Origin of the sequence: Microbacterium lacticum, assembly GCF_006716815.1 — a bacterium.
Taxonomy (GTDB): Bacteria; Actinomycetota; Actinomycetes; order Actinomycetales; family Microbacteriaceae; genus Microbacterium; species Microbacterium lacticum.
In genome coordinates, this window is the sequence record NZ_VFPS01000006.1 from 1 (window position 1) to 18,558 (window position 18,558).

Genomic DNA, 18,558 nt, shown 5'->3' on the forward strand with positions numbered 1-18,558 from the left:
TCCGTGCCCGGTGGTGAGCACCAGGCGCGTGAACTCGTCATCGCCCTCGAGGTCGATGACGACGGCGGGCAGCTTCCGGCGCACCACGACGAAATCGGCGGCGCCGGCCGAGCGCCACGTGCCCATCGCGACCGTGCCGCGGATGTGCGTGCCCGGGTTCGGCACCCCGCGCAGCCACGTCCACGCGTCGTCGGTGAGCTGCACCTTGGTGATGTGCAACCGGTCGACGTGCACCGGGTCGCTGCGCCTCGCGAGCGCACGCTCGATCGGTGAGAGCACGACCTCCAGCCGCGTGGCATCCAACAGCAGCGTCACCATGCGTTTCAGTCTGCCAGCGTCCGTATGCCGCGAAGCTCACAGACCCGCAACGATCCGGCGCGCGAAGATCCGGCGCGAGACGGCCTCAGACGGCGAACTCGTCCGTGGCGTGCGGCAGGGGGAACTTCTGCACCGCGGCGATGAGCCCGTCGACGGTCTGCTCGCGCGCGACGGCGTTGACGCCGAGACCCGCCTTGCGGGCATCCTTCGCGGTGCGCGGCCCGATGGCGGCGATGATCGTGGATGCCGGGATGTCGGGGAACTGCAGGCGCACCTGCTCGGCGACCGACCCGCTCGTGACGAGGATCGCGTTGATACGACCGCTTTCGACGTCGTGCGCGATGCGTTCGGTGACGGGCACTCCGACGGTGCGGTAGGCGACGACGCTGCGCACGTCGTGGCCGGCTTCGCTCAGCCGGCGGGTGAGCACGGGCTTAGCGATCTCGCTGCGGAGGGTCAGGATGCGCCGCGGCTCGGGTTCGAGGGTGAGCAGCTGGTCGGCCATGCCGGCGGCGGAGTTGTCGTCGTCGGGCACGAGGTCGACGCGGTAGCCGACGGCCGACAGGGCGGCTGCGGTCGTCTCGCCGACGGCGGCGACGCGGGTCGTCGCCGGGATCTCGGCGCGGTACGCGTAGAGCACGTCGACAGTGGTCGCGCTCGTGAGCGTGACCCAGTCGAATGCGCCCGCCGCGAGATCGGCCAGCGCCGCCTCGAGCGTGGCCTGATCGGTCGACGGAGCGAAGTTGATGAGCGGAGCGATCACTGGAACGGCGCCCTGCGCCCGCAGCGTCGCCGCCACCGAGTCACCCCACGGACCGCCCCGCGGCACGAGCACGCGCCAGCCCTTGAGGGGCTTCGCGGCCGTCGCGGCCTGCAGATCTGTGTTCATGCTCGACTCTCGTGGTGCTCCGTCGGGCGCACGGGATTCGCGCGTCCGGCCCTGCCGTAGCCGCGGGCCGTCTGCGGTGCAGGACGGCGCCGTGCTGATCGGGTCGGCGGGCCGGCAGCTGCGCGTCATCGCCACTGCCTGGTACACGAGCATACCCCCGGCCTGCCAGGGGTATCACGGCGGCGGCCGTCACCGGGTGTACAGCCGCACGATCCCCCAGACGACGAGCCCCACCGCTGCGGCGAGCCCCACGGCGGCGGCCTTGGCGCCCGTCGGGTTCGTGCGGGCGAAGCTGCGCACCGCCGTCACCGCCTCGTCGGTCTTGCGGGCGACGCGCTTGGGCACGTTGATCTTCTCTTCGATCGCCGACAGCGCCGCCTTCAACTCCGCCCGCGCGCTCTCGACGGGATCGGTGATGCCGAGCGGCACGGCGGTGCGGGGCACGGGGGACTCAATACTCATCTGCCACGTCCTTCACGATGCGGGCGTCGACGGTGATCGACTTGGCGGGGCTCTCGCTCTTGGAGAGCTTCTTGAACCGCTGCAGGCCGAGGAGGGCCGCGACGACGATGACGACCACGAAGACGCCGACGACGATGAGGGATGCCACCCACGCCGGCATCCACGACGACAGCCCGATGATCGTGAAGGCGCCGAGCGCGGGGATCAGCCAGAACAGGAAGAAGAGCGCGACGATGAACCACATGCCGCCCAGCCCCGCCTGCTTGCCGGCGAACTTCACCCACTTCTTCGCCGAGTCGATCTCGGCGACGATCAGGTTGCGAACGAGCTCGGGGACCTCTCCGATCAGCGTGAACAGGCTGTCGTCGGAGCGGTCACGGAATCCGCGGGGCGTGGTCATCTCAGCTGTCCGTCGCCTTCTTCGCTTCGCGCTTCGCGTCGGCGACGGCCTTGTCGGCCGTCTTCTTCACTTCGGCGGCGGTCGTCTCGGCGCCGCGGGCGACCTCGTCGGACGAGTCCTTCCCGGCCTTGATGGCCGAGTCGAGCTTCTGCCCGGGTGTGCCCGTCTTCGAGGCGGCCTTGGTCACCTTGACGGCGCCGTCCCACAGCGCGCTCGGCAGGGCGAACGCGGCGGACTTGCCGAGCTCCTTCGCCTTGGCGACCTGCTTCTGCACGGGGTCGGTGTTCGAGACCTTCAGAAACCCCGTCTTGATCTGCTCGTAGCGTTCCCGGCCGGCGCGTGCGCCGAGAACGTACCCCGCGGCGAGCCCCGCGACGATCCCGATCTTGCCCTTCATGGTGCCCCTCACGGTCGAAAGCGATGGTGATGTCGTCTCAGACTAGCCCCGTATGCCGATTCCGGCATCCGCGGTTGCGCTCAGGTGGTGGCACTGCTAGCGCCCGGCGCTCTCGTCCCCCGCATCGGACGTCGGGGCGCCCTCGCCCGGCCACAGCACGGCGCTGCGGATGCGGTCGTTCTCCGCCAGCGCGTCGGCGACGATCGCGGCGACGCCGGAGCCGGCGACCCACGAACCGACCACCGCGAGGCCCGGGTGGGCGGACGTCAGCCCGCGAACCGCGGTCACGTGTTCGGCGTGGCCGAGGCGGGATGCCGGAGGCTCGAGCACGACCGTTCGCCGGCCGGCGGCGTGCGGTTCGGGCAGGTCGACGCCGAGGAGGGCGGCGGCCCCGCCGCGGGCGAGGTCGATCGTCGCCTCATCCGAGCGGGCGGCGTCGGCGTCGAGCGTGACGCGCAGCACGTGCCGGCCGGGGCCGGCCGCAGCGGCGAGCGAGGGCCACTCGGCGGAGGGCAGAGTGACCGACAGCGCGGCGGACGCCACGTCGGGCGTTGTGTCAGCCCCCGCCGCGCCCGGGGCGGCACGGCCCGGCGCGACGACCGGATAGACGGCGCGTCCGCGCGGCGCGCCGTCGAGAGCCGGCGTGACGACCACCAGGTCGACGACGTCGCGCACGGGAGCCGCGGGCGCATCGGCGCCGACCGGGATGCCCGCACCGTCCAGCAGCGCCGCCGCGACCCGCGCGCCGGTCGCGATCACGACGACGTCCGCCTCGACGACGACCTCGCCCGTAGGGCTGGCCGCGCTCGGGACGGCGGCCGCGGCATCCGTCGCCTGATCCGGCGCCTGATCCCTCGCCTGATCCGGCGCCGGCGCGCGGACCGTCCACGTGCCGTCTGGCGCGGCGGCGAGGGAGGTCACGCGGTGATCGACGCGCAGGTCGGCGCCGAGGTCGAGCAGCCGCTCGGTGAGCGCGGTCGCGAGCCGGCCGAAGCCGCCGCGGAGCGTCGCACGGGTCGCGGGGGCCGTCGCCGAGCCGTCGCCGTCCCCGTCCGGCGCCAGCAGGTCGAACACGGCTCCGGCGAGCGAGCCGGTGCGGGTGAGCGCGGTGCTGAGGCCGGGCGCGGCGGCTTCGACGTCGACCTCGTCGGGATCGAGGCCGTAGAGGCCGCGCGTGACGGGGGCGACGAGGCGGTCGACGACGCGGTCGCCCATGCGCTGTCGCACGAGCCGGCCGAGGCTGCGCTCGTGCCCGACCGTGAGCGGCGGTCGCAGGCGATCGAGATAGGCGCGCCACGCTCCGCGCCAGCCGATCACCCGGCGCACGTCGTCGGCCCAGGCGTTCGATGGGATGCCGAGCACCGTCGCCTCGGGGAGCGGTGCGGCGTTCGAGGCGCGCCCGGCGACTGCCGGGCCGGCGATCCAGACGGGAAGCGGCGCGGCCTCGTCGACGTCGGCGCGCAGGCGCAGCTCGTCGATGACACCGGCGAGCGCGGGTGCCTGCGCGGGGAAGGCATCGGCGACGAGATCGACCGGGATGCCGTCGAGCAGCGCGGTCTCGAGAGACCCGCCGAGGCGTCCCGCGGCGTCGAGCACGGTGACCTGTGCGCCGATCTTCGCCCACTCGAGGGCCGAGACGAGCCCCGCCACGCCCCCGCCGACCACGACGACGCGGGTGCGCCGCGCGCGCAACAGGGCGTCGGCTCCCCGCGCGGGTTCGGTCGAATCGGCCATGCCTCCATCCTCGCAGGACGGCGCGGGCCGTCGCGTCCTAGAGTTGTCGGGTGCGGCTGACCTACTTCGGCGGGCCGGCGCGGGAGGCCGGTGCCCTTCCCGTGCGCGGACGGCGCACGACGTCGTGGCCGAAGACCGACGCCTGACCGCCGTCGGACCGCAGGAGCGTCGCGAGCTCAGCGCGCGGGCCGGACCAGGGCGGTGTCATCCGGCGCCGCGAAGCCGAACAGTCGATACAGGCCGTGCGCATCGCTGGTGAATAGCACCCAGCGGAAGCTCGATCCGGGGCCGTCGTCGACCATGAGCTTCACCAGCCGCTTGCCGAGCCCGTGGCCGCGGTGAGCGTCGATCACGAAGACATCGGCAAGGTAGGCGAAGTTCACCCCGTCGGACACGGCCCGCGCGAAGCCGACCTGTTCGCCGGTGTCACGCCGGTAGGCCCCGGCGACGCGCCACGCGCCGGAGATCCGGGTCTCGACGTCGGCGCGACTGCGCTGACGTCCCCAGTAGGCCTCCGTCGAGAGCCACCCCCACACGACGTCGGGCTGGATGCGAGACGGGTCGTCGTCGAGGTCGTAGTCCATCCGCCAAGTCTCGCCCACCGGCGACGGCGGCCTCCCGTGCCAATGCCGGTCGCGTGGACCGCGCCCACAGCGTGATGGCGCGACGAGACGACGCACTGCGAGATGGGGCCCCTACCCCAGCTGCACACCACCGACGACGTCGGCGCGGCGATCCGGAGCTGGCGTCAATCACCGACTGTGCCGGCGAGGGCGGAGATGACCGCTGCACGCACGCGCGGAAGATCGATGTCGAGAGTCGCCCACACGGGCCCGCCCACCTCCTAGCTGTACTTCCTCGGGAGGTTGTGAACGGGTGAGGTAGGCGAAGACCTCCGGGCAGGATGTGGGTTACCACACTCGCATCCTGACCACGGAGGTCTTCGTGTCTCACGCTAACGCGCCTTTGACGCCGGAAGGGCGTCGTCGTCTTGCTGTCCTCGTCGTGGATCGGGGCTGGTCGTTGCGGCGGGCAGCGGAACGGTTCCAGTGCTCGCCCGCGACGGCGAAACGGTGGGTCGACCGGTATCGGGCCGGGCTGCCGTTGACGGACCGCAGCTCGAGGCCGCAGACCTCGCCGAACCGGCTCCCGCGGAAGACGGAGCGGAGGATCGTGTCGTTGCGGTTCACCCGCCGGTGGGGTCCGCACCGGATCGCGTATCACCTGGGCCTTGCCCGCTCGACGGTCGGCCGGGTGCTGGCCAGGTATGGGATGCCGAAGCTCGTGAACATCGATCAGGCCACCGGGCTGCCATTCCGCAAGCCGACGCCGAAGCGGTACGAGGTTGCAAGACCGGGCCAGCTGATCCACGTCGACATCAAGAAGCAGGGCCGGATCCCTGATGGCGGCGGCTGGCGCGCCTTCGGCCGCGGATCGGCGCAGGACCGTGCCGCGGGATCCGTCCGTGACAAGGCCGCACGGGCAGGAGCGGCCGGCTCCCGCGGCTACCGGTATCTGCACCACGCCGTCGACGACAACTCGAGAGTCGCGTACTCGGAGATCCTCGACGACGAACGCAAGGAGACCGCGGCAGGGTTCTGGACCCGCGCGAACGCGTTCTTCGCGAGCCTCGGAGTCACGGTCACCGCCGTGATGACAGACAACGGCGCGTGCTACCGGTCACACGCGTTCGCGGACGCGCTCGGCGACGGCGTGAAGCACAAGTGGACAAAGCCGTATCGGCCACAGACCAACGGAAAGGTCGATCGCTTCAACCGCACCCTCGCCGCCGAATGGGCCTACGCCAAGCCCTACGCCAGCGAAGCAGAGCGAGCCGCGGCCTACGAGACCTGGCTGCATCACTACAATCACCACAGACCCCACACCGGGATCGGCGGCCAGACCCCCTCAGCCCGCGTTCACAACCTCACGGGGAAGTACACCTAGCAGACCTGCCTCATTGCCGTGCACTTCACCGGCGACGCCGCTGCCGACGAACTGCTCAGGGACAACCCGCTCGCGCTTGCGTTCGGCATGCTGCTCGACCGCCACATCGCGATGCAACGTAGTGACCTCCGGCCATCCGTGATAGCCAAAGAAGATCCAGCGATTTCAACCGATTAGCATCAGGCCGAGAGGAAGCAAAACGTCGACTGAAGACACTCCGCCTGTCTCACGCACGTCCGCGCGACCAGAGGCGGACACCCGTACAACAGCGGAGGCCACGAAAAGTGGAGGGTTCGCCATGCGTACTCCCGAAGAGCATAGGCAACGACGAACCCTCTGACCGCGTGCCATCTAAGATGACAGAGGCGGGATAGAGGGAGACTAACACGGATGACTGTGCGACGGGTGGATTGGGTCTCTCCTGCGAGGTTCGCCCCATTCTTGACAGCGTGCGACGACGATGAGCAACTGGCGTGGGACTTGTACGAGTGGAACGCCCGGGTCGCGTCGGCGCTCTTTGAGTGCTTCCACCACACGGAAGTGTTGCTCCGAAACTCGATGATGACTCGTCTCTCCACCATCCACCCGCTCGATTACCCCTGGCAGCAGGCACTCGAAAGCGTGGTGAAGGCAACGGAGCGGCGGATGGACGCAACCACGAAAGTGGCAACGCCTGATGCGATCATCTCTGAGCTGACCCTGGGTTTTTGGACCAACCTCCTGGAGCAACGCCCGGCCAATGAAGAACTCTGGCGGAAGCATCTCCGTCACGTCTTCCCTGGATCACCTGGCACCAGGGAAGCTGTCCACAAGGCAGTCACAGACATGCGCAACCTGCGAAACCGATGCGCACACCAGGATTCACTTCTCGATTTTGATCCCGGCATCGAACTCAAGAAGCTTCTCTCCCTTGTCGAGTGGATCGATCCCCATGCAAGAGAGTGGATCGAAGGCATCCAGAGCGTGTCGGCCATCGCCCTCGCACGTCCCGTCCCACCCGTGCGAGATGTCGTGGTCATCGCGGCAACCACGGAGACGATCGATATGTATGAGCGCGTCGCCGCCTATGTCTGCGGCAACGACCGCTCAATTGCACAGGTCACTCACGTCGGCTTCTATCTGAACAAGCAGATCGAGCCATACTTTCCGCGAGTCGAAGAACGAATCGTTCCAGCACGTTGGAATCTAGAGGAGGTGAAGCGCCTTTCGCTATCCGATGCGCCTGCCGATAGGGATCTCGCGAAGGTTATGGGGTACTGCCTCAAGAACGGATGGGAACCAGGTGCGCAAGTACAGGTCTTCCTCCTGTCGCCAAAGAAGGCCTCCTCAACAACGAAACGCCAGGGACCGATCATTCATGAGAAGTCCGGCCGCGGCTCCGCCTTCGTGAAGAATCCGCGCTACTTCGCACATTCAGCCCTGGTCGCGGCAGACAACACCACCCATTTGAGTTGACCTGATCGATCCCGGAGAGCCCGGGTCACCCGCCGATTCAATGCATAGGGGACACTAGACCCCATGTCCCTGCACATCACCGACGACGCGGCTGCCGACGCGCTGCTCACCGCCAACCCGCTGGCGCTGCTGATCGGCATGCTGCTCGACCAGCAGGTGCGCTGACCACGTAGTGCGCACACCCGAGGGCTTGTGAGCATCTTGTACAAGTTGTACCATTAGTGCATGACATCGATCACCCTCTCCGAGTTCCGCGCACGCCAGAGCGACTACATCGCCGCAGCGCAACGTGAGCCCGTCGAAATCACGTCCCGAGGCGTAGGGCGTCGAGCGGTCGTCGTATCAGCGGACTTCTTCGACCGGGCGCTGGAAGCGCTGGAGGATCAGGCGGATATCCGTGCCGCCGCAGCCGCCCGCAATGAAAGCGATCCCCGTGTAGCTCACGCGGATGTGATGGCCGAGTTCGGCCTCTGACCTGGATCGTGTCACCGTCGGGTGATTTCGCGGGTTGAGGATCGTTGAGGCTTGATTTTCCGGGGGTGTTGGTGCCTCGTGCGGGGCACTAACGGCGTCGATCTAGACTCGCTCGGTGGGGTGGTTCGTGCGGAAGGTGCGCACCGCGTCGGGTGCGACGGCGGTGCAGATCGCGTCGAAGACCCGTGGTGTGCGGACGATCGTGGAGCACCTCGGCTCCGCGCACGACGATGAGCAGCTCGCGGTGCTGGTCGCGATCGCGCGGGAGCGGATCGCGGAGCTGGCCGGGCATGTCCCGTTCGATCTGGACGGGCTGGGCGCGACGCCGCCGGCCACGACCGCGCCGACGGTGACCGGGTCGAGGTCCAGGTTGTTGTGGGATGTCCTCGAGGACGCCTACGCCCGTCTCGGGTTCGACGCGGTCGGCAACGACACATTCAAGAAGCTGGTCCTGGCCCGCGTCGTCGAGCCGACCAGCAAGGCGGACACGCTGCGGGTGTGGGACGAGCTTGGTGTCCCGGGTGCGCCGTCGCTGTCGACCGTGTGGCGGACCCTCGCCCGCAGCGTTGAGCAGGACTGGCGGTCGAAGATCGCCGCCGCAGCCTACGCGCATGCGACCCGATCTGGCCCGCTCACCGTCGTGCTCTACGACGTCACCACCCTCTACTTCGAGGCGGAGCGTGAAGACAAGCTCCGCAAGGTCGGGATGAGCAAAGAGCGCCGCGTCGACCCGCAGATCCTCGTCGGCCTCCTCGTGGACCAGGGCGGGTTCCCCCTCGAAGTCCACGAGTTCGCGGGCAACAGGGGCGAGACCCTCACCCTGCTGCCCGTCCTCGACCAGTTCCGCGAACGTCACTCCGCGACTGAGGTCGTGGTCGTCGCGGACGCCGGCATGCTGTCCGCAGCGAACCTGAACCGGCTGGAGGACGCCGGGTTCGGTTTCATCGTCGGCTCCCGCACCTCCTCCGCGCCATACGATCTCGCCGAGCACTACGCGACCGTCGGGAACATCGTCACCGATGGGGAGACGGTCGAGACCACCCGAACCATGGGTGCGGGTGTGAACGCGCGGGAGCGGCGAGTGGTGTGGCAGTACTCCCACAAGCGGAAGATCCGCGACAACATCACGTTGAACAAGCAGATCGAACGCGCCGAGCAGATCGCTGCCGGCACCCGCCCGGCGAAGAAGGACCGGTTCGTCACCCTCGGCACGGGGCCCGGCGTGAACTGGGCAAGAGTCGAGAAGGCCCGCGAATACATCGGCCTCAAGGGGTACGTCACCAACCTCAGCACCGCGACGGCTTCCGCTGCAGAGATCGTGGCGGCCTACCATGACCTGTTCCAGGTCGAGGCGACGTTCCGGATGGCGAAGACCGACCTGCGGGCGAGGCCGATGTTCGCGTCGACCGCGGACTCGATCCACGCGCACCTCACCGTCGTGTTCTGCGCTCTCGCGATCAGCCGGCACCTCTACAAGACCACCGGCGTGACGGTCCGCCGTATCGTCCGCGCGCTGCGCCCGCTGCGTGACGTCACGATCACCATCGACGGACACGAACTCACCGCGACCACCCCGCCAACGGGGGAAGCCGCCGACATCATCGCCGCACTCCGGCCGGGCGTGGGGCACTAATCTGACACGATCCAGGTCTGATCACCGCTCGTGCGGTATGAGATCAGGTATGCGCAATCAGCATTGAAGTCGCTGCGCAAGCTCGACCGTGGGATCGCACGACGCATCCTCTCCGCCATCGACGCACTCGCGCTTGACCCCAGACCTCACGGCTGCAAGCAGCTCACGGGCGGCAGCGGCGAGATGCGCATCCGCGTCGGCGACTACCGCGTCATCTACGACGTCAACGATGGCGAGGTGGTGATCCTCGTGTTGGCGATCGGTCACCGCCGCGAGGTCTACCGCTGAGCCTCCACCACGAATGGACATCTGACCGATGCAAGAACACACGCTCTCGGGCGGGAACGCCACTGACCGCGTCCTGCACGTCGGAGAAACAGTGCGCAAGCCGTGGACCGCCGCCACACCCAGTGTGACGGCGTTCGTCCGGGCGGTCCTTACGGCTGGTGTGGATGTTCCCCAGCCTCTCGGGAAAGACGAGGATGGGCGCTCAGTTCAAGAGTTCGTTCACGGGACGAGAGCCATGGATCTGGCGCCCATGGCTCTCGACGATCTGACGCGGGTCGGGTCGATTGTGCGCGCCATCCACGATGCAAGCGCGGAGTTCATACCGCCGGAGAACGCGACGTGGGAGAGTGCCATACCTGCGCCGGGGTGTGAGCTTGTGTGCCACAACGACCTCGCACCGTGGAACCTCATCATCGGCGAGCGATGGGTCTTCATCGACTGGGATGCCGCAGCGCCGAGCACACGCCTGTGGGACCTGGCATACGCAACGCAGGCCTTCACACTGAATGATCCGAGCCAGTCGCCGCACGCCGCAGCCCGCAACCTCGCCGCATTCGTCGATGGCTACGGTGCGGACGAGGCGACTCGCACAGCGCTACCAGCGGAGATGGGTCGAAGGGCTGCTGCGATGCACACATTGTTGAAGGATGCAGCCCCCGCTGGCCGGGAGCCGTGGGCATCCATGTACGTCAATGGTCACGGCGCGCATTGGTCGGCAGCAACACGCTACGTCGAGGCACACCAGGACATCTGGCTGAACGCACTGGCAGACTGAACACATGCCCGACCTGCACATCACCGGCGACGCCGCCGCCGACACCCTCCTCACCGAGAACCCCCTCGCACTCCTGATCGGCATGCTCCTCGACCAGCAGGTCGCGATGGAGACGGCGTTCACCGGGCCGCTGAAGATCGAGCAGCGCACCGGGTCGATGGATGCCGCGGCGATCGCCGCGTACGATCCGGATGCCCTGGCATCCGTCTTCAAGGAGACGCCGGCCGTGCACCGCTTTCCCGGGTCGATGGCCGCGCGGGTTCAGTCGCTGTGCCAGGCGCTCGTCGACGACTGGGGTGGCGACGCCGCGGCGCTGTGGACGGAGGGCGACCCGGATGGGGCGACGGTGCTGAAGCGGCTCAAGGCGCTGCCCGGTTTCGGCGAGCAGAAGGCGAAGATCTTCCTCGCGCTGCTGGGCAAGCAGTACGGCTTCACCGGGGAAGGCTGGCGCGAGGCATCCGCCCCGTATGGCGAAGACGGGTCGTTCCGGTCGGTCGCCGACATCACCTCGCCGGAGTCGCTGACGAAGGTGCGCGAGTTCAAGCGCGCCGCGAAGGCGGCCGCCAAGGGCTGAGCCCCGGCGGCTTCGGCCCTGCCCGCGCCGCGGGCCGCCAGCCGCCTCACCGAGGCAGGAGAAATCACCGAGGCAGGACGGATGCCTGGGGTTCGGTCCTGCCTCCGTGATATCTCCTGCGTCCGTAATGCCTGGCGCGATGCCACGGCTAGAGTCGGGGCATGCGCACTCACCTGAGATGGCTCATCCCGCTCGCGCTCGCGCCGCTCGTGTACGTGCTGTGCGTGTGGGGTGCGCAGGTGATCACCGCGCCTGCGAGGGACGCGTCTTCCGCCGGCACGATCCCACCGGGCGCGGCACTCGGCGGACTGGGTCTCCTTGTTTTGGGGGCCGCCGTGCCCCTCATCCTCTTGGTGATCGCGCTCGGGCAAGGCGTCTCTGTGCACCGCCGCGCGCGGCGGCGGAAAGGCCATTTCACTCGAGCGGAGCTCTCACAGATGGGCGAAAAGCAAGCGCACGCTCAAGCGTGGGAGAACGCGCGCGCGTTTCGTCGAACGCTTCTTTCCGGCAACGTCCCGGCGTCCGTCGACCAGTGGAATGTGCCGCCGTATGCCGGAGAACGGTTCTTCGCCGCCGTCCCGATGACGTATGCCCGCTACTACGGCCAAGACGTGCACTACTCGAGCGGCGGCGGCTTCGCTTACGGGCATCCGGCCTTCGTCATCGGCGCGATGGCGGTGAGCGGAATCGCGAACGGGATCGCCCGCTCGAACGCCCGCGCTCAGGCAGCCGAGCAATGGCGAGACTGGCAGACGGCGCACGTACTCGTGAGCAACCGGCGCCTGGTCGTCAACGCGTCAGGTCGGTGGTTGAGCTTCGATTACGGCGCGATCACCGCGGTCTTTCCGGAGGTCCGCGAGCTCACGCTGGTCTGCCAGTTCCCCGACAGCTCCCCGCTGCTCTTGCAGGGATCTCATTCTCCCCTCGCCGCCATCATGACGACTTTCGCCACGCACGGGCGCGACGGGCTGGCGCGTCACCCCAGTCTTCTCGCGCTCGATTGAGCGCCGACCCGCGCCGCGGGCGGCGTCACCGAGGCAGGAAAAATCACCGAGGCAGGACGGTTGCCGGGGTTTCCGTCCTGCGTGCGTGATATCTCCTGCGTCGGTGATGCCCGGTCAGGCCTGGTGAGGCACGGCGCGGGATGCCTCAGGCGCTCTTTCCCTGCACCGGGACGGGCGGCGGCTAGCATCGACGAGTGTTCGAGACCCGAAGCATCGCGCCGGATGTGACCGTGCGGATCGTCCAGCCGGGCGACGCCGCCGTGCTCGCCGAGGCCTATCGGCGCAACAGGGAGCACCTCGCTCCGTGGGAGCCGCTCCGCGACGAGGGGTTCTTCAGCGAGCGCTTCCAACGGGAGGACATCGAACGCAGACTCATCGCCACGGCGGCCGGCGAGGGATATCCCCTCGCCCTCGTCGACGGCACGGAGATCATCGGCCGGTTCAACCTCGCCGGGATCAGCCGCGGCCCGTTTCAGAGCGCCGGCCTCGGCTATTGGGTCGACCGGAACCACCTGGGCAGAGGCCTCGCCTCCGCGGCGGTCGGTGCGATCGTGGCGGAAGCCCGCGACACCCTTCGCCTGCACCGCATCGAGGCCAGCACGCTGGTGCACAACACCGCTTCTCAACAGCCTCTACCAGGTCGTCCTGCACGACTAGCCCCAGGCTCCGCCGCGGCGCATCACCGAGGCAGGAGAAATCACCGAGGCAGGACGGTTACCGGGGCATCCATCCTGCCTGCGTGATTTCTCCTGCGTCCGTGACGTCCGCGCCGACCGCGCCCGTCCGCGCCGACCGCGCCCGCCCGCCGTGACGCGCGCCCGACCCTCAGGCCCCGCGCAGCCGCTCGCTCAAGAAGGCGACGAGCCCGTCGAGCGGCAGCCGCTCCTGCGCCATCGTGTCGCGGTCGCGCACGGTCACAGCGTCGTCGTCGAGCGAGTCGAAGTCGACCGTGACGCAGAACGGCGTGCCGATCTCGTCCTGACGGCGGTAGCGGCGGCCGATCGCGCCGGCGTCGTCGAAGTCGACGTTCCAGCCCTGCGCGCGCAGCGTGTCGGCTACCGAACGGGCCAGCGGCGAGAGCCGCTCGTTGCGCGAGAGCGGCAGCACGGCGACCTTCACCGGCGCGAGACGCGGGTCGAGGCGCAGCACGGTGCGGGTGTCGGTGCCGCCCTTCGCGTTCGGCACCTCCTCCTCGCGGTAGCTGTCGACGAGGAACGCCATCATCGAGCGCGTGAGACCGAACGACGGCTCGATCACGTACGGCACGTACTTCTCGCCGGATGCCTGGTCGAAGTACGTCAGCGACTGACCCGACGCCTCGGTGTGCGAGTTGAGGTCGTAGTCGGTGCGGTTGGCGACGCCCATGAGCTCGCCCCACTCCTTGCCCGGGAACCCGAAGCGGTACTCGACGTCGATCGTGCCGGCCGAGTAGTGCGCGCGATCGTCTTCGGGCACGTCGAACTGGCGCATGTTCTCGGGGTCGATCCCGAGGTCGACGAACCAGTTCCAACACGCGGCGACCCAGTGCTCGAACCACTCCTGCGCCTCGGCGGGCGGGGTGAAGAACTCGATCTCCATCTGCTCGAACTCGCGGGTACGGAAGATGAAGTTGCCGGGCGTGATCTCGTTGCGGAACGCCTTGCCCACCTGGCCGATGCCGAACGGCGGCTTCTTGCGCGAGGCGGTGAGCACGTTGGAGAAGTTCACGAAGATGCCCTGCGCGGTCTCGGGGCGCAGGAAGTACAGCCCCGACTCGTCGTCGACGACGCCGAGGTAGGTCTTCACGAGACCCGAGAACGCCTTCGGCTCGGTGTACTGGCCCTTCGTGCCGCAGTTCGGGCACGGGATGTCGGCGAGGCCGTTCTCGGCCTTCCGGCCCTTGCGCGCCTCGAAGTCCTCGATCAGGTTGTCGGCGCGGAAGCGCTTGTGGCAGTGCAGGCACTCCACGAGCGGGTCGGTGAACGTCGCGACGTGACCGGATGCCTCCCACACGCGCTTGGGCAGGATGATCGACGAGTCGAGGCCCACCATGTCGGCACGGCCGCGCACGAACGTCTGCCACCACTGCCGCCGGATGTTCTCCTTGAGTTCGGTGCCGAGGGGGCCGTAGTCCCACGCCGACCGGGAGCCGCCGTAGATCTCACCCGCCTGGAACACGAACCCGCGGTGACGGGCGAGGGCGATGACTTTGTCGAGGCGGGACTGCTCGGCCACGGTGGCTCCAATGGTCGCGTGCGCGGAGGGCGCGAAGAAGAGGGATGCCGCGACGCGGCATCCCTCGATTCTATCCGCGCCACCGTGTCGGTCATCGACGCGCGCGGCGCGCGATCAGGGGATGCGGTGCCCCGCGGCGCGGAGCAGCTCGTACCACTCGGGGCGCGTCAGGGCGATGTCGGAGCCCTGCGCCGCGTCGGTGACGCGGCACGGCGTGGTGGTTCCGAGCACGACCTGCATCTGCGCGGGGTGGCGGGTGATCCAGGCGGTCGCGATCGCGAGCGGCGGCACGTCGTACTGGGCGGCGAGCCGGTCGATCACCGCGTTGAGCTCGGCGTAGGCGGGCGAACCGAGGAACACCCCGGCATCCGTCCCCGACTGCAGCGGCGACCACGCCTGGATCGTGATCTGGTGGAGGCGGCAGTAGTCGACGATGCCGCCGCCGTCCTCGGTGGCCGCCTGGGCGACCCCCGACATGTTCGCCGCGACGCCCTGCGCGATGATCGGCGAGTGCGGGAACGACAGCTGCAGCTGGTCGGCGACGATCGGCTGGCGCACCGACGCGCGCAGCAGGTCGATCTGGCGCGGCGTGTGGTTCGAGACGCCGAAGGCACGCACCTTCCCGCTCTGCTCGAGGTGGTCGAAAGCGCGGGCGACCTCGTCGGGGTCGACGAGCGGGTCGGGGCGGTGCAGCAGCAGGATGTCGATGTAGTCGGTGTCGAGCGCGGTGAGCGATCCCTCGACCGAGGTGACGATGTGGTCGTAGGAGAAGTCGTAGTACGGACCGTCTTTGACGATGCCGGCCTTCGTCTGGATCGTGATCTCGGCGAGCTCGGACGGGCTCAGGCGCAGCGCCTCGGCGAAGCGGCGCTCGCACGCGTGGAGCTCCGGACCGTAGATGTCGGCGTGGTCGAAGAAGTCGATGCCGGCGTCGCGCGCCGCCCCGACCAGGGTGCGCACCTCGTCGTCCGACGATTCGGCGATGCGCATGAGCCCGAGAACGACGTTCGGGACGGTGAGCGTGGTGGGTCCGAGGGGCACGGTCTTCACAGCAGGGATCCGTCGATGCTAACCGCGTCGGTCTCACGGGTCGACCCCTGCCGCGGCTCGGAGCGGCCTGTCAGAGTGGCCGTATGACTGTGCTCGACGAGGGGGATGACCGCGAAATCCGCTGGTCCGCGCTGGCCGTGGCCGACTGGGCCGACACCCGCGACACGCTGCAGCTGTGGACGCAGATGGTGGGAAAGCTGCGCATGGCGCTCACGCCGAAGCTGAACCACTGGTGGAACGTGGCGCTGTATGTGGATGCCCGGGGGCTCAGCACCTCGCTCATGCCGTGCGGCGCGCACGGGCTCGAGGTGCGCTTCGATTTCGTGCACCACGAGCTCGTCTTCGAGCGCACCGACGGTGCGCGCCGGGCGATCGAACTCCGCCCGTGCACGGTCGCCGACTTCTATGCCGAGATCGAGCGGGTGCTCGACGAGCTCGACGTGCCGGCGCGGATCTACCCGGTGCCGGTGGAGCTTCCCGCGGTCATCCCGTTCCCGGATGACACGGTCCACGCCGCCTACGATGCCGCGGACGACCCGCGCCCGAGCATCCGGGCGGCGTGCCCAACTGCCCCGACTGGGTGATGCACGAGGCGTACGACGCCGAGGTCTCGAGCGCCGGGTATTGGCCCGGCGGCGCCGACGAGGGCGCGTTCTACTCGTACACCTATCCCGAGCCGCCCGGCTTCCGGGAGCGCGATCTCGGGGTGCCCGGCGCCGCGTTCGACGCGGAGCTCGGCGAGTTCGTGCTGCCGTACCGCGCCGTGCGGGAGTCGAGCGACCCCGACGGGCTGCTGCTCGCGTTCCTGCGCGCGACGTTCGCCGCGGGGGCCGAGACCGGCGACTGGCCGCAGGTCGCGGCGGGCGGCGACGGCCGGGTCGCGGCCGCCGACCCCGAGGTGCTCAGCTGACGAAGCGGATCGTGGCGGGGTAGGTGTACCACTCGCCCCGGTTGGCCTTGATCGCGGCGATGATCGAGAAGACGATGTTCGCGACCCAGATCACGGCGAGCAGCACGAAGCCGATGAGCACGATCGTGAGCACTCCGGCGACGACACTCGCGATCAGCAGGGTCAGCTGGAAGTTCAGCGCGGTCGCCGTGTGCGCGCGCACGAACGGACCGCGATCCTTCAGCACGAGGTAGCCGATCAGGGCAGGGATGAAGTTGAAGAAGATGCCACCGATGTGCACGAGCGTCGCCCACAGCCGTTCGTCGGCGGGGCTCATCGGCTGCACGGGGGCGTAGCCGGAGTACTGCGGGGGCTGGTTCGGCGGAGTGGTCATGCTCTCAGCCTAGGGGGCGATGCGGACATGTCCGCGGGGGTTATCCCGACACTTCGGGGCGGGCTGGGCCGGGGCACCCGATACGGTCGAAGGACATCGACAAGGAAGTGGGTTCGCTCCGTGGACATCTTCGCCGCCGGTGGGACGCTCGTGATCGTCTCGATCGCCGCGGTCGCCGCCATCATCCTCCTGATCTTCCTGCTCGTCATGGTGCGGGCCTGGTACAAGGTCGCGAAGGCCGACCAGGCGCTCGTCGTGGTCGGCAAGAGCCAGAAGAACGCCTCCGGGGAGTCCTCGCGCATCTCGGTGATCACCGGGGGCGGTGCGCTCGTGAACCCGCTCACGCAGCGGGCAGAGATGATCTCGCTGCGCGCCCGCCAGATCAAGATGGAGCCGACGGCACAGGCATCCAACGGCGTCACGGTCAACGTGTCGGGCGTCGCGCTCGTGAAGATCGGCTCCGACCCGGAGTTCGTCCGCCGCGCCGCGGAGCGCTTCCTCAGCCAGGACGGCGCGATCGAGCAGTTCACGACCGAGCAGCTCGAGGGCGCGCTGCGCGGCGTCGTCGCGACGCTGACGGTCGAGCAGCTCATGAAGGACCGGCAGAAGCTGTCGGACCAGATCGCCGAGGGCATCAAGAGCGACCTGCTCGCGCAGGGGCTCATCCTCGACTCGTTCCAGATCCAGGGCGTCACCGACAAGAACGGCTACATCGACGCGCTCGGCGCGACCGAGGTCGAGCGCGTGCGTCGCGAGGCCGAGGTCGCCCGCATCAACGCGGCCCGCGAGGTGCGCGCCCGGCAGATCGCGACCGACGAGGCGAACCTCGTCGAGCAGACCGCGTTCGACAAGAACTCCGCCGCCGCGGCGGCCGAGGTCGGACGCGCCCGCGCCGAGGCCGATCAGGCCGAGGCCCTCGCCCGCGCCGAGCGCGAGCAGGCGGTGCTGCTGCAGGGCGCCGAGAACAAGCAGGCGCAGCTCGACGCCGACATCAAGAAGGTCGCGGATGCCTCGCTCTACGAGCGTCAGCGTGCGGCCGACGCCGCCGCCTACGGCGAGGTGAAGGCCGCCGAGGCCCGCGCCCAGATCGCCGCGCAGGAGGCCGAGGCGACACGCCTGCGCGCCCAGGCCGAGGCCGAATCGGTGCGCCTGGTCGGCGAGGCGCGCGCCGCGGCGATCGAGGCCGAGGCCGAGGCGCTGTCCAAGAACCAGGAGGCGCTGCTCGCCCAGCGGGCGCTCGAGGCGCTTGTGCCGATGATGACCGAGTTCGCCCGCGGCTTCGACAAGGTCGGCCAGATCACGGTGCTCGGCGGCGAGGGCGCGTCGTCGCACATGGCGGCCGAGTCGGCCTCGAGCATGCGGGCCAGCTTCGACGCGATCGAGGCGGCGACGGGCATCGACCTGCGCCAGGTGATCCAGGGCCAGGCGACCGGCCGCGGCATGGCGCAGGGGCTGCAGGGCGACACGGGCGTGCGGGGCGGCTCCGGCGGGCGCGACGGCTCCGGCGGGCGCGGCGGCTCCGGCGGGCGCGGCGACTCCGGTGCGCGGGACGTGCGGGCGGTTTCGGCGGAGGGCGCCACGGTGGATGCCACCGCGACCGGCGCTCCCGCCGACGAGGCATCCACCGTTTGAGCCTCCGGCGCGGGGCCCGGCGTGCTCAC

Annotated in this window: 21 protein-coding genes and 2 pseudogenes; 13 read left to right on the forward strand and 10 right to left on the reverse strand. The window is 69.1% G+C overall.

The window, feature by feature from the left end; translation table 11 throughout:
• The 7 genes from FHX68_RS13105 to FHX68_RS13135 all read right to left on the reverse strand — a co-directional run.
• On the reverse strand, positions 1-318 hold a 318-nt coding region (locus FHX68_RS13105; protein ID WP_141920289.1), incomplete at its 3' end, for a hypothetical protein.
• Between the two features lie 85 nt (positions 319-403).
• Entirely contained in the window at positions 404-1,207 is an 804-nt protein-coding gene (locus FHX68_RS13110) for a uroporphyrinogen-III synthase (protein ID WP_141380056.1), read from the reverse strand.
• Positions 1,208-1,396: 189 nt separating this feature from the next.
• Positions 1,397-1,669: a hypothetical protein gene (locus FHX68_RS13115; RefSeq protein WP_141380054.1), complete on the reverse strand. Its 273-nt coding sequence runs from the start codon at positions 1,667-1,669 to the stop codon at positions 1,397-1,399.
• Complete coding sequence (locus tag FHX68_RS13120; protein ID WP_141380052.1) at positions 1,659-2,069, reverse strand: phage holin family protein; 411 nt, start codon at positions 2,067-2,069, stop codon at positions 1,659-1,661. The genes FHX68_RS13115 and FHX68_RS13120 overlap by 11 nt, the downstream gene beginning before the upstream one ends.
• Position 2,070: 1 nt before the next feature.
• Positions 2,071-2,466 (reverse strand): hypothetical protein, encoded by a 396-nt coding sequence (locus tag FHX68_RS13125; RefSeq protein ID WP_141380051.1) that lies wholly within the window; start codon positions 2,464-2,466, stop codon positions 2,071-2,073.
• Between the two features lie 96 nt (positions 2,467-2,562).
• Complete coding sequence (locus FHX68_RS13130; protein WP_141380049.1) at positions 2,563-4,200, reverse strand: protoporphyrinogen/coproporphyrinogen oxidase; 1,638 nt, start codon at positions 4,198-4,200, stop codon at positions 2,563-2,565.
• A 176-nt stretch (positions 4,201-4,376) separates the two neighbouring features.
• Positions 4,377-4,784: a GNAT family N-acetyltransferase gene (locus FHX68_RS13135; protein WP_141380048.1), complete on the reverse strand. Its 408-nt coding sequence runs from the start codon at positions 4,782-4,784 to the stop codon at positions 4,377-4,379.
• Positions 4,785-5,145: 361 nt separating this feature from the next.
• On the opposite strand from FHX68_RS13135, the gene FHX68_RS13140 reads away from it, so the two are divergent.
• The 11 genes and pseudogenes from FHX68_RS13140 to FHX68_RS13185 all read left to right on the forward strand — a co-directional run bounded on the left by FHX68_RS13140 (position 5,146) and on the right by FHX68_RS13185 (position 13,093).
• Positions 5,146-6,147, forward strand: coding sequence for an IS481 family transposase (locus FHX68_RS13140; RefSeq protein WP_141920291.1), 1,002 nt, complete (start codon positions 5,146-5,148; stop codon positions 6,145-6,147).
• Positions 6,148-6,165: 18 nt separating this feature from the next.
• Positions 6,166-6,324, forward strand: a complete 159-nt coding sequence (locus FHX68_RS15310) for a hypothetical protein (protein ID WP_170214316.1) — start codon at positions 6,166-6,168, stop codon at positions 6,322-6,324.
• 213 nt (positions 6,325-6,537) lie between these two features.
• The gene (locus FHX68_RS13145) at positions 6,538-7,602 is read left to right on the forward strand and encodes a hypothetical protein (protein ID WP_141381620.1); all 1,065 of its coding nucleotides are present in this window, start codon (positions 6,538-6,540) and stop codon (positions 7,600-7,602) included.
• Positions 7,603-7,665: 63 nt separating this feature from the next.
• A pseudogene (locus tag FHX68_RS13150) lies at positions 7,666-7,761 on the forward strand (HhH-GPD-type base excision DNA repair protein); the annotation flags it as partial.
• A gap of 66 nt (positions 7,762-7,827) precedes the next feature.
• Positions 7,828-8,076 carry a type II toxin-antitoxin system prevent-host-death family antitoxin gene (locus FHX68_RS13155; protein WP_141381621.1) on the forward strand — a complete coding sequence of 83 codons (249 nt, stop codon included), beginning with the start codon at positions 7,828-7,830 and terminating at the stop codon, positions 8,074-8,076.
• 115 nt (positions 8,077-8,191) lie between these two features.
• Complete coding sequence (locus tag FHX68_RS13160) at positions 8,192-9,709, forward strand: IS1634 family transposase (RefSeq protein ID WP_141920091.1); 1,518 nt, start codon at positions 8,192-8,194, stop codon at positions 9,707-9,709.
• A gap of 30 nt (positions 9,710-9,739) precedes the next feature.
• Positions 9,740-9,997: a type II toxin-antitoxin system RelE family toxin gene (locus tag FHX68_RS13165; protein WP_141381056.1), complete on the forward strand. Its 258-nt coding sequence runs from the start codon at positions 9,740-9,742 to the stop codon at positions 9,995-9,997.
• Positions 9,998-10,025: 28 nt separating this feature from the next.
• Positions 10,026-10,772: a phosphotransferase gene (locus FHX68_RS13170; protein ID WP_141381044.1), complete on the forward strand. Its 747-nt coding sequence runs from the start codon at positions 10,026-10,028 to the stop codon at positions 10,770-10,772.
• Between the two features lie 4 nt (positions 10,773-10,776).
• The gene (locus tag FHX68_RS13175) at positions 10,777-11,346 is read left to right on the forward strand and encodes an HhH-GPD-type base excision DNA repair protein (RefSeq protein ID WP_141381045.1); all 570 of its coding nucleotides are present in this window, start codon (positions 10,777-10,779) and stop codon (positions 11,344-11,346) included.
• Positions 11,347-11,507: 161 nt separating this feature from the next.
• Positions 11,508-12,350: a hypothetical protein gene (locus FHX68_RS13180; RefSeq protein WP_141381046.1), complete on the forward strand. Its 843-nt coding sequence runs from the start codon at positions 11,508-11,510 to the stop codon at positions 12,348-12,350.
• 194 nt (positions 12,351-12,544) lie between these two features.
• On the forward strand, positions 12,545-13,093 hold the full coding sequence (locus FHX68_RS13185; RefSeq protein WP_229661594.1) for a GNAT family N-acetyltransferase: 549 nt from the start codon (positions 12,545-12,547) through the stop codon (positions 13,091-13,093).
• Positions 13,094-13,175: 82 nt separating this feature from the next.
• Here FHX68_RS13185 and FHX68_RS13190 read toward each other — a convergent pair whose 3' ends face one another.
• Positions 13,176-14,564, reverse strand: a complete 1,389-nt coding sequence (locus FHX68_RS13190) for a glycine--tRNA ligase (RefSeq protein WP_141381047.1) — start codon at positions 14,562-14,564, stop codon at positions 13,176-13,178.
• A gap of 114 nt (positions 14,565-14,678) precedes the next feature.
• A complete protein-coding gene (locus FHX68_RS13195) occupies positions 14,679-15,614 on the reverse strand; it encodes an aldo/keto reductase (protein WP_229661593.1) in 936 nt (311 codons plus the stop codon).
• An 83-nt stretch (positions 15,615-15,697) separates the two neighbouring features.
• Here FHX68_RS13195 and FHX68_RS13200 point away from each other — a divergent pair.
• Positions 15,698-16,524, forward strand: a pseudogene (locus tag FHX68_RS13200) (DUF5996 family protein).
• Here the strand turns inward: FHX68_RS13200 and FHX68_RS13205 are convergent.
• A complete protein-coding gene (locus FHX68_RS13205; RefSeq protein ID WP_229661592.1) occupies positions 16,517-16,897 on the reverse strand; it encodes a DUF4870 domain-containing protein in 381 nt (126 codons plus the stop codon). The pseudogene FHX68_RS13200 and the gene FHX68_RS13205 overlap by 8 nt on opposite strands.
• A gap of 120 nt (positions 16,898-17,017) precedes the next feature.
• On the opposite strand from FHX68_RS13205, the gene FHX68_RS13210 reads away from it, so the two are divergent.
• On the forward strand, positions 17,018-18,529 hold the full coding sequence (locus FHX68_RS13210; protein ID WP_268239152.1) for an SPFH domain-containing protein: 1,512 nt from the start codon (positions 17,018-17,020) through the stop codon (positions 18,527-18,529).
• The last annotated feature ends 29 nt before the right edge of the window (positions 18,530-18,558 follow it).

Excerpts from the sequence above, each read along its gene's own strand:
- FHX68_RS13110 (WP_141380056.1), bottom strand. The coding sequence starts at position 1,207 with ATGAACACAGATCTGCAGGCCGCGACGGCCGCGAAGCCCCTCAAGGGC.
- FHX68_RS13115 (WP_141380054.1), bottom strand. The coding sequence starts at position 1,669 with ATGAGTATTGAGTCCCCCGTGCCCCGCACCGCCGTGCCGCTCGGCATC.
- FHX68_RS13120 (WP_141380052.1), bottom strand. The coding sequence starts at position 2,069 with ATGACCACGCCCCGCGGATTCCGTGACCGCTCCGACGACAGCCTGTTC.
- FHX68_RS13125 (WP_141380051.1), bottom strand. The coding sequence starts at position 2,466 with ATGAAGGGCAAGATCGGGATCGTCGCGGGGCTCGCCGCGGGGTACGTT.
- FHX68_RS13130 (WP_141380049.1), bottom strand. The coding sequence starts at position 4,200 with ATGGCCGATTCGACCGAACCCGCGCGGGGAGCCGACGCCCTGTTGCGC.
- FHX68_RS13135 (WP_141380048.1), bottom strand. The coding sequence starts at position 4,784 with ATGGACTACGACCTCGACGACGACCCGTCTCGCATCCAGCCCGACGTC.
- FHX68_RS13145 (WP_141381620.1), top strand. The coding sequence starts at position 6,538 with ATGACTGTGCGACGGGTGGATTGGGTCTCTCCTGCGAGGTTCGCCCCA.
- FHX68_RS13155 (WP_141381621.1), top strand. The coding sequence starts at position 7,828 with ATGACATCGATCACCCTCTCCGAGTTCCGCGCACGCCAGAGCGACTAC.
- FHX68_RS13170 (WP_141381044.1), top strand. The coding sequence starts at position 10,026 with ATGCAAGAACACACGCTCTCGGGCGGGAACGCCACTGACCGCGTCCTG.
- FHX68_RS13175 (WP_141381045.1), top strand. The coding sequence starts at position 10,777 with ATGCCCGACCTGCACATCACCGGCGACGCCGCCGCCGACACCCTCCTC.
- FHX68_RS13180 (WP_141381046.1), top strand. The coding sequence starts at position 11,508 with ATGCGCACTCACCTGAGATGGCTCATCCCGCTCGCGCTCGCGCCGCTC.
- FHX68_RS13205 (WP_229661592.1), bottom strand. The coding sequence starts at position 16,897 with ATGACCACTCCGCCGAACCAGCCCCCGCAGTACTCCGGCTACGCCCCC.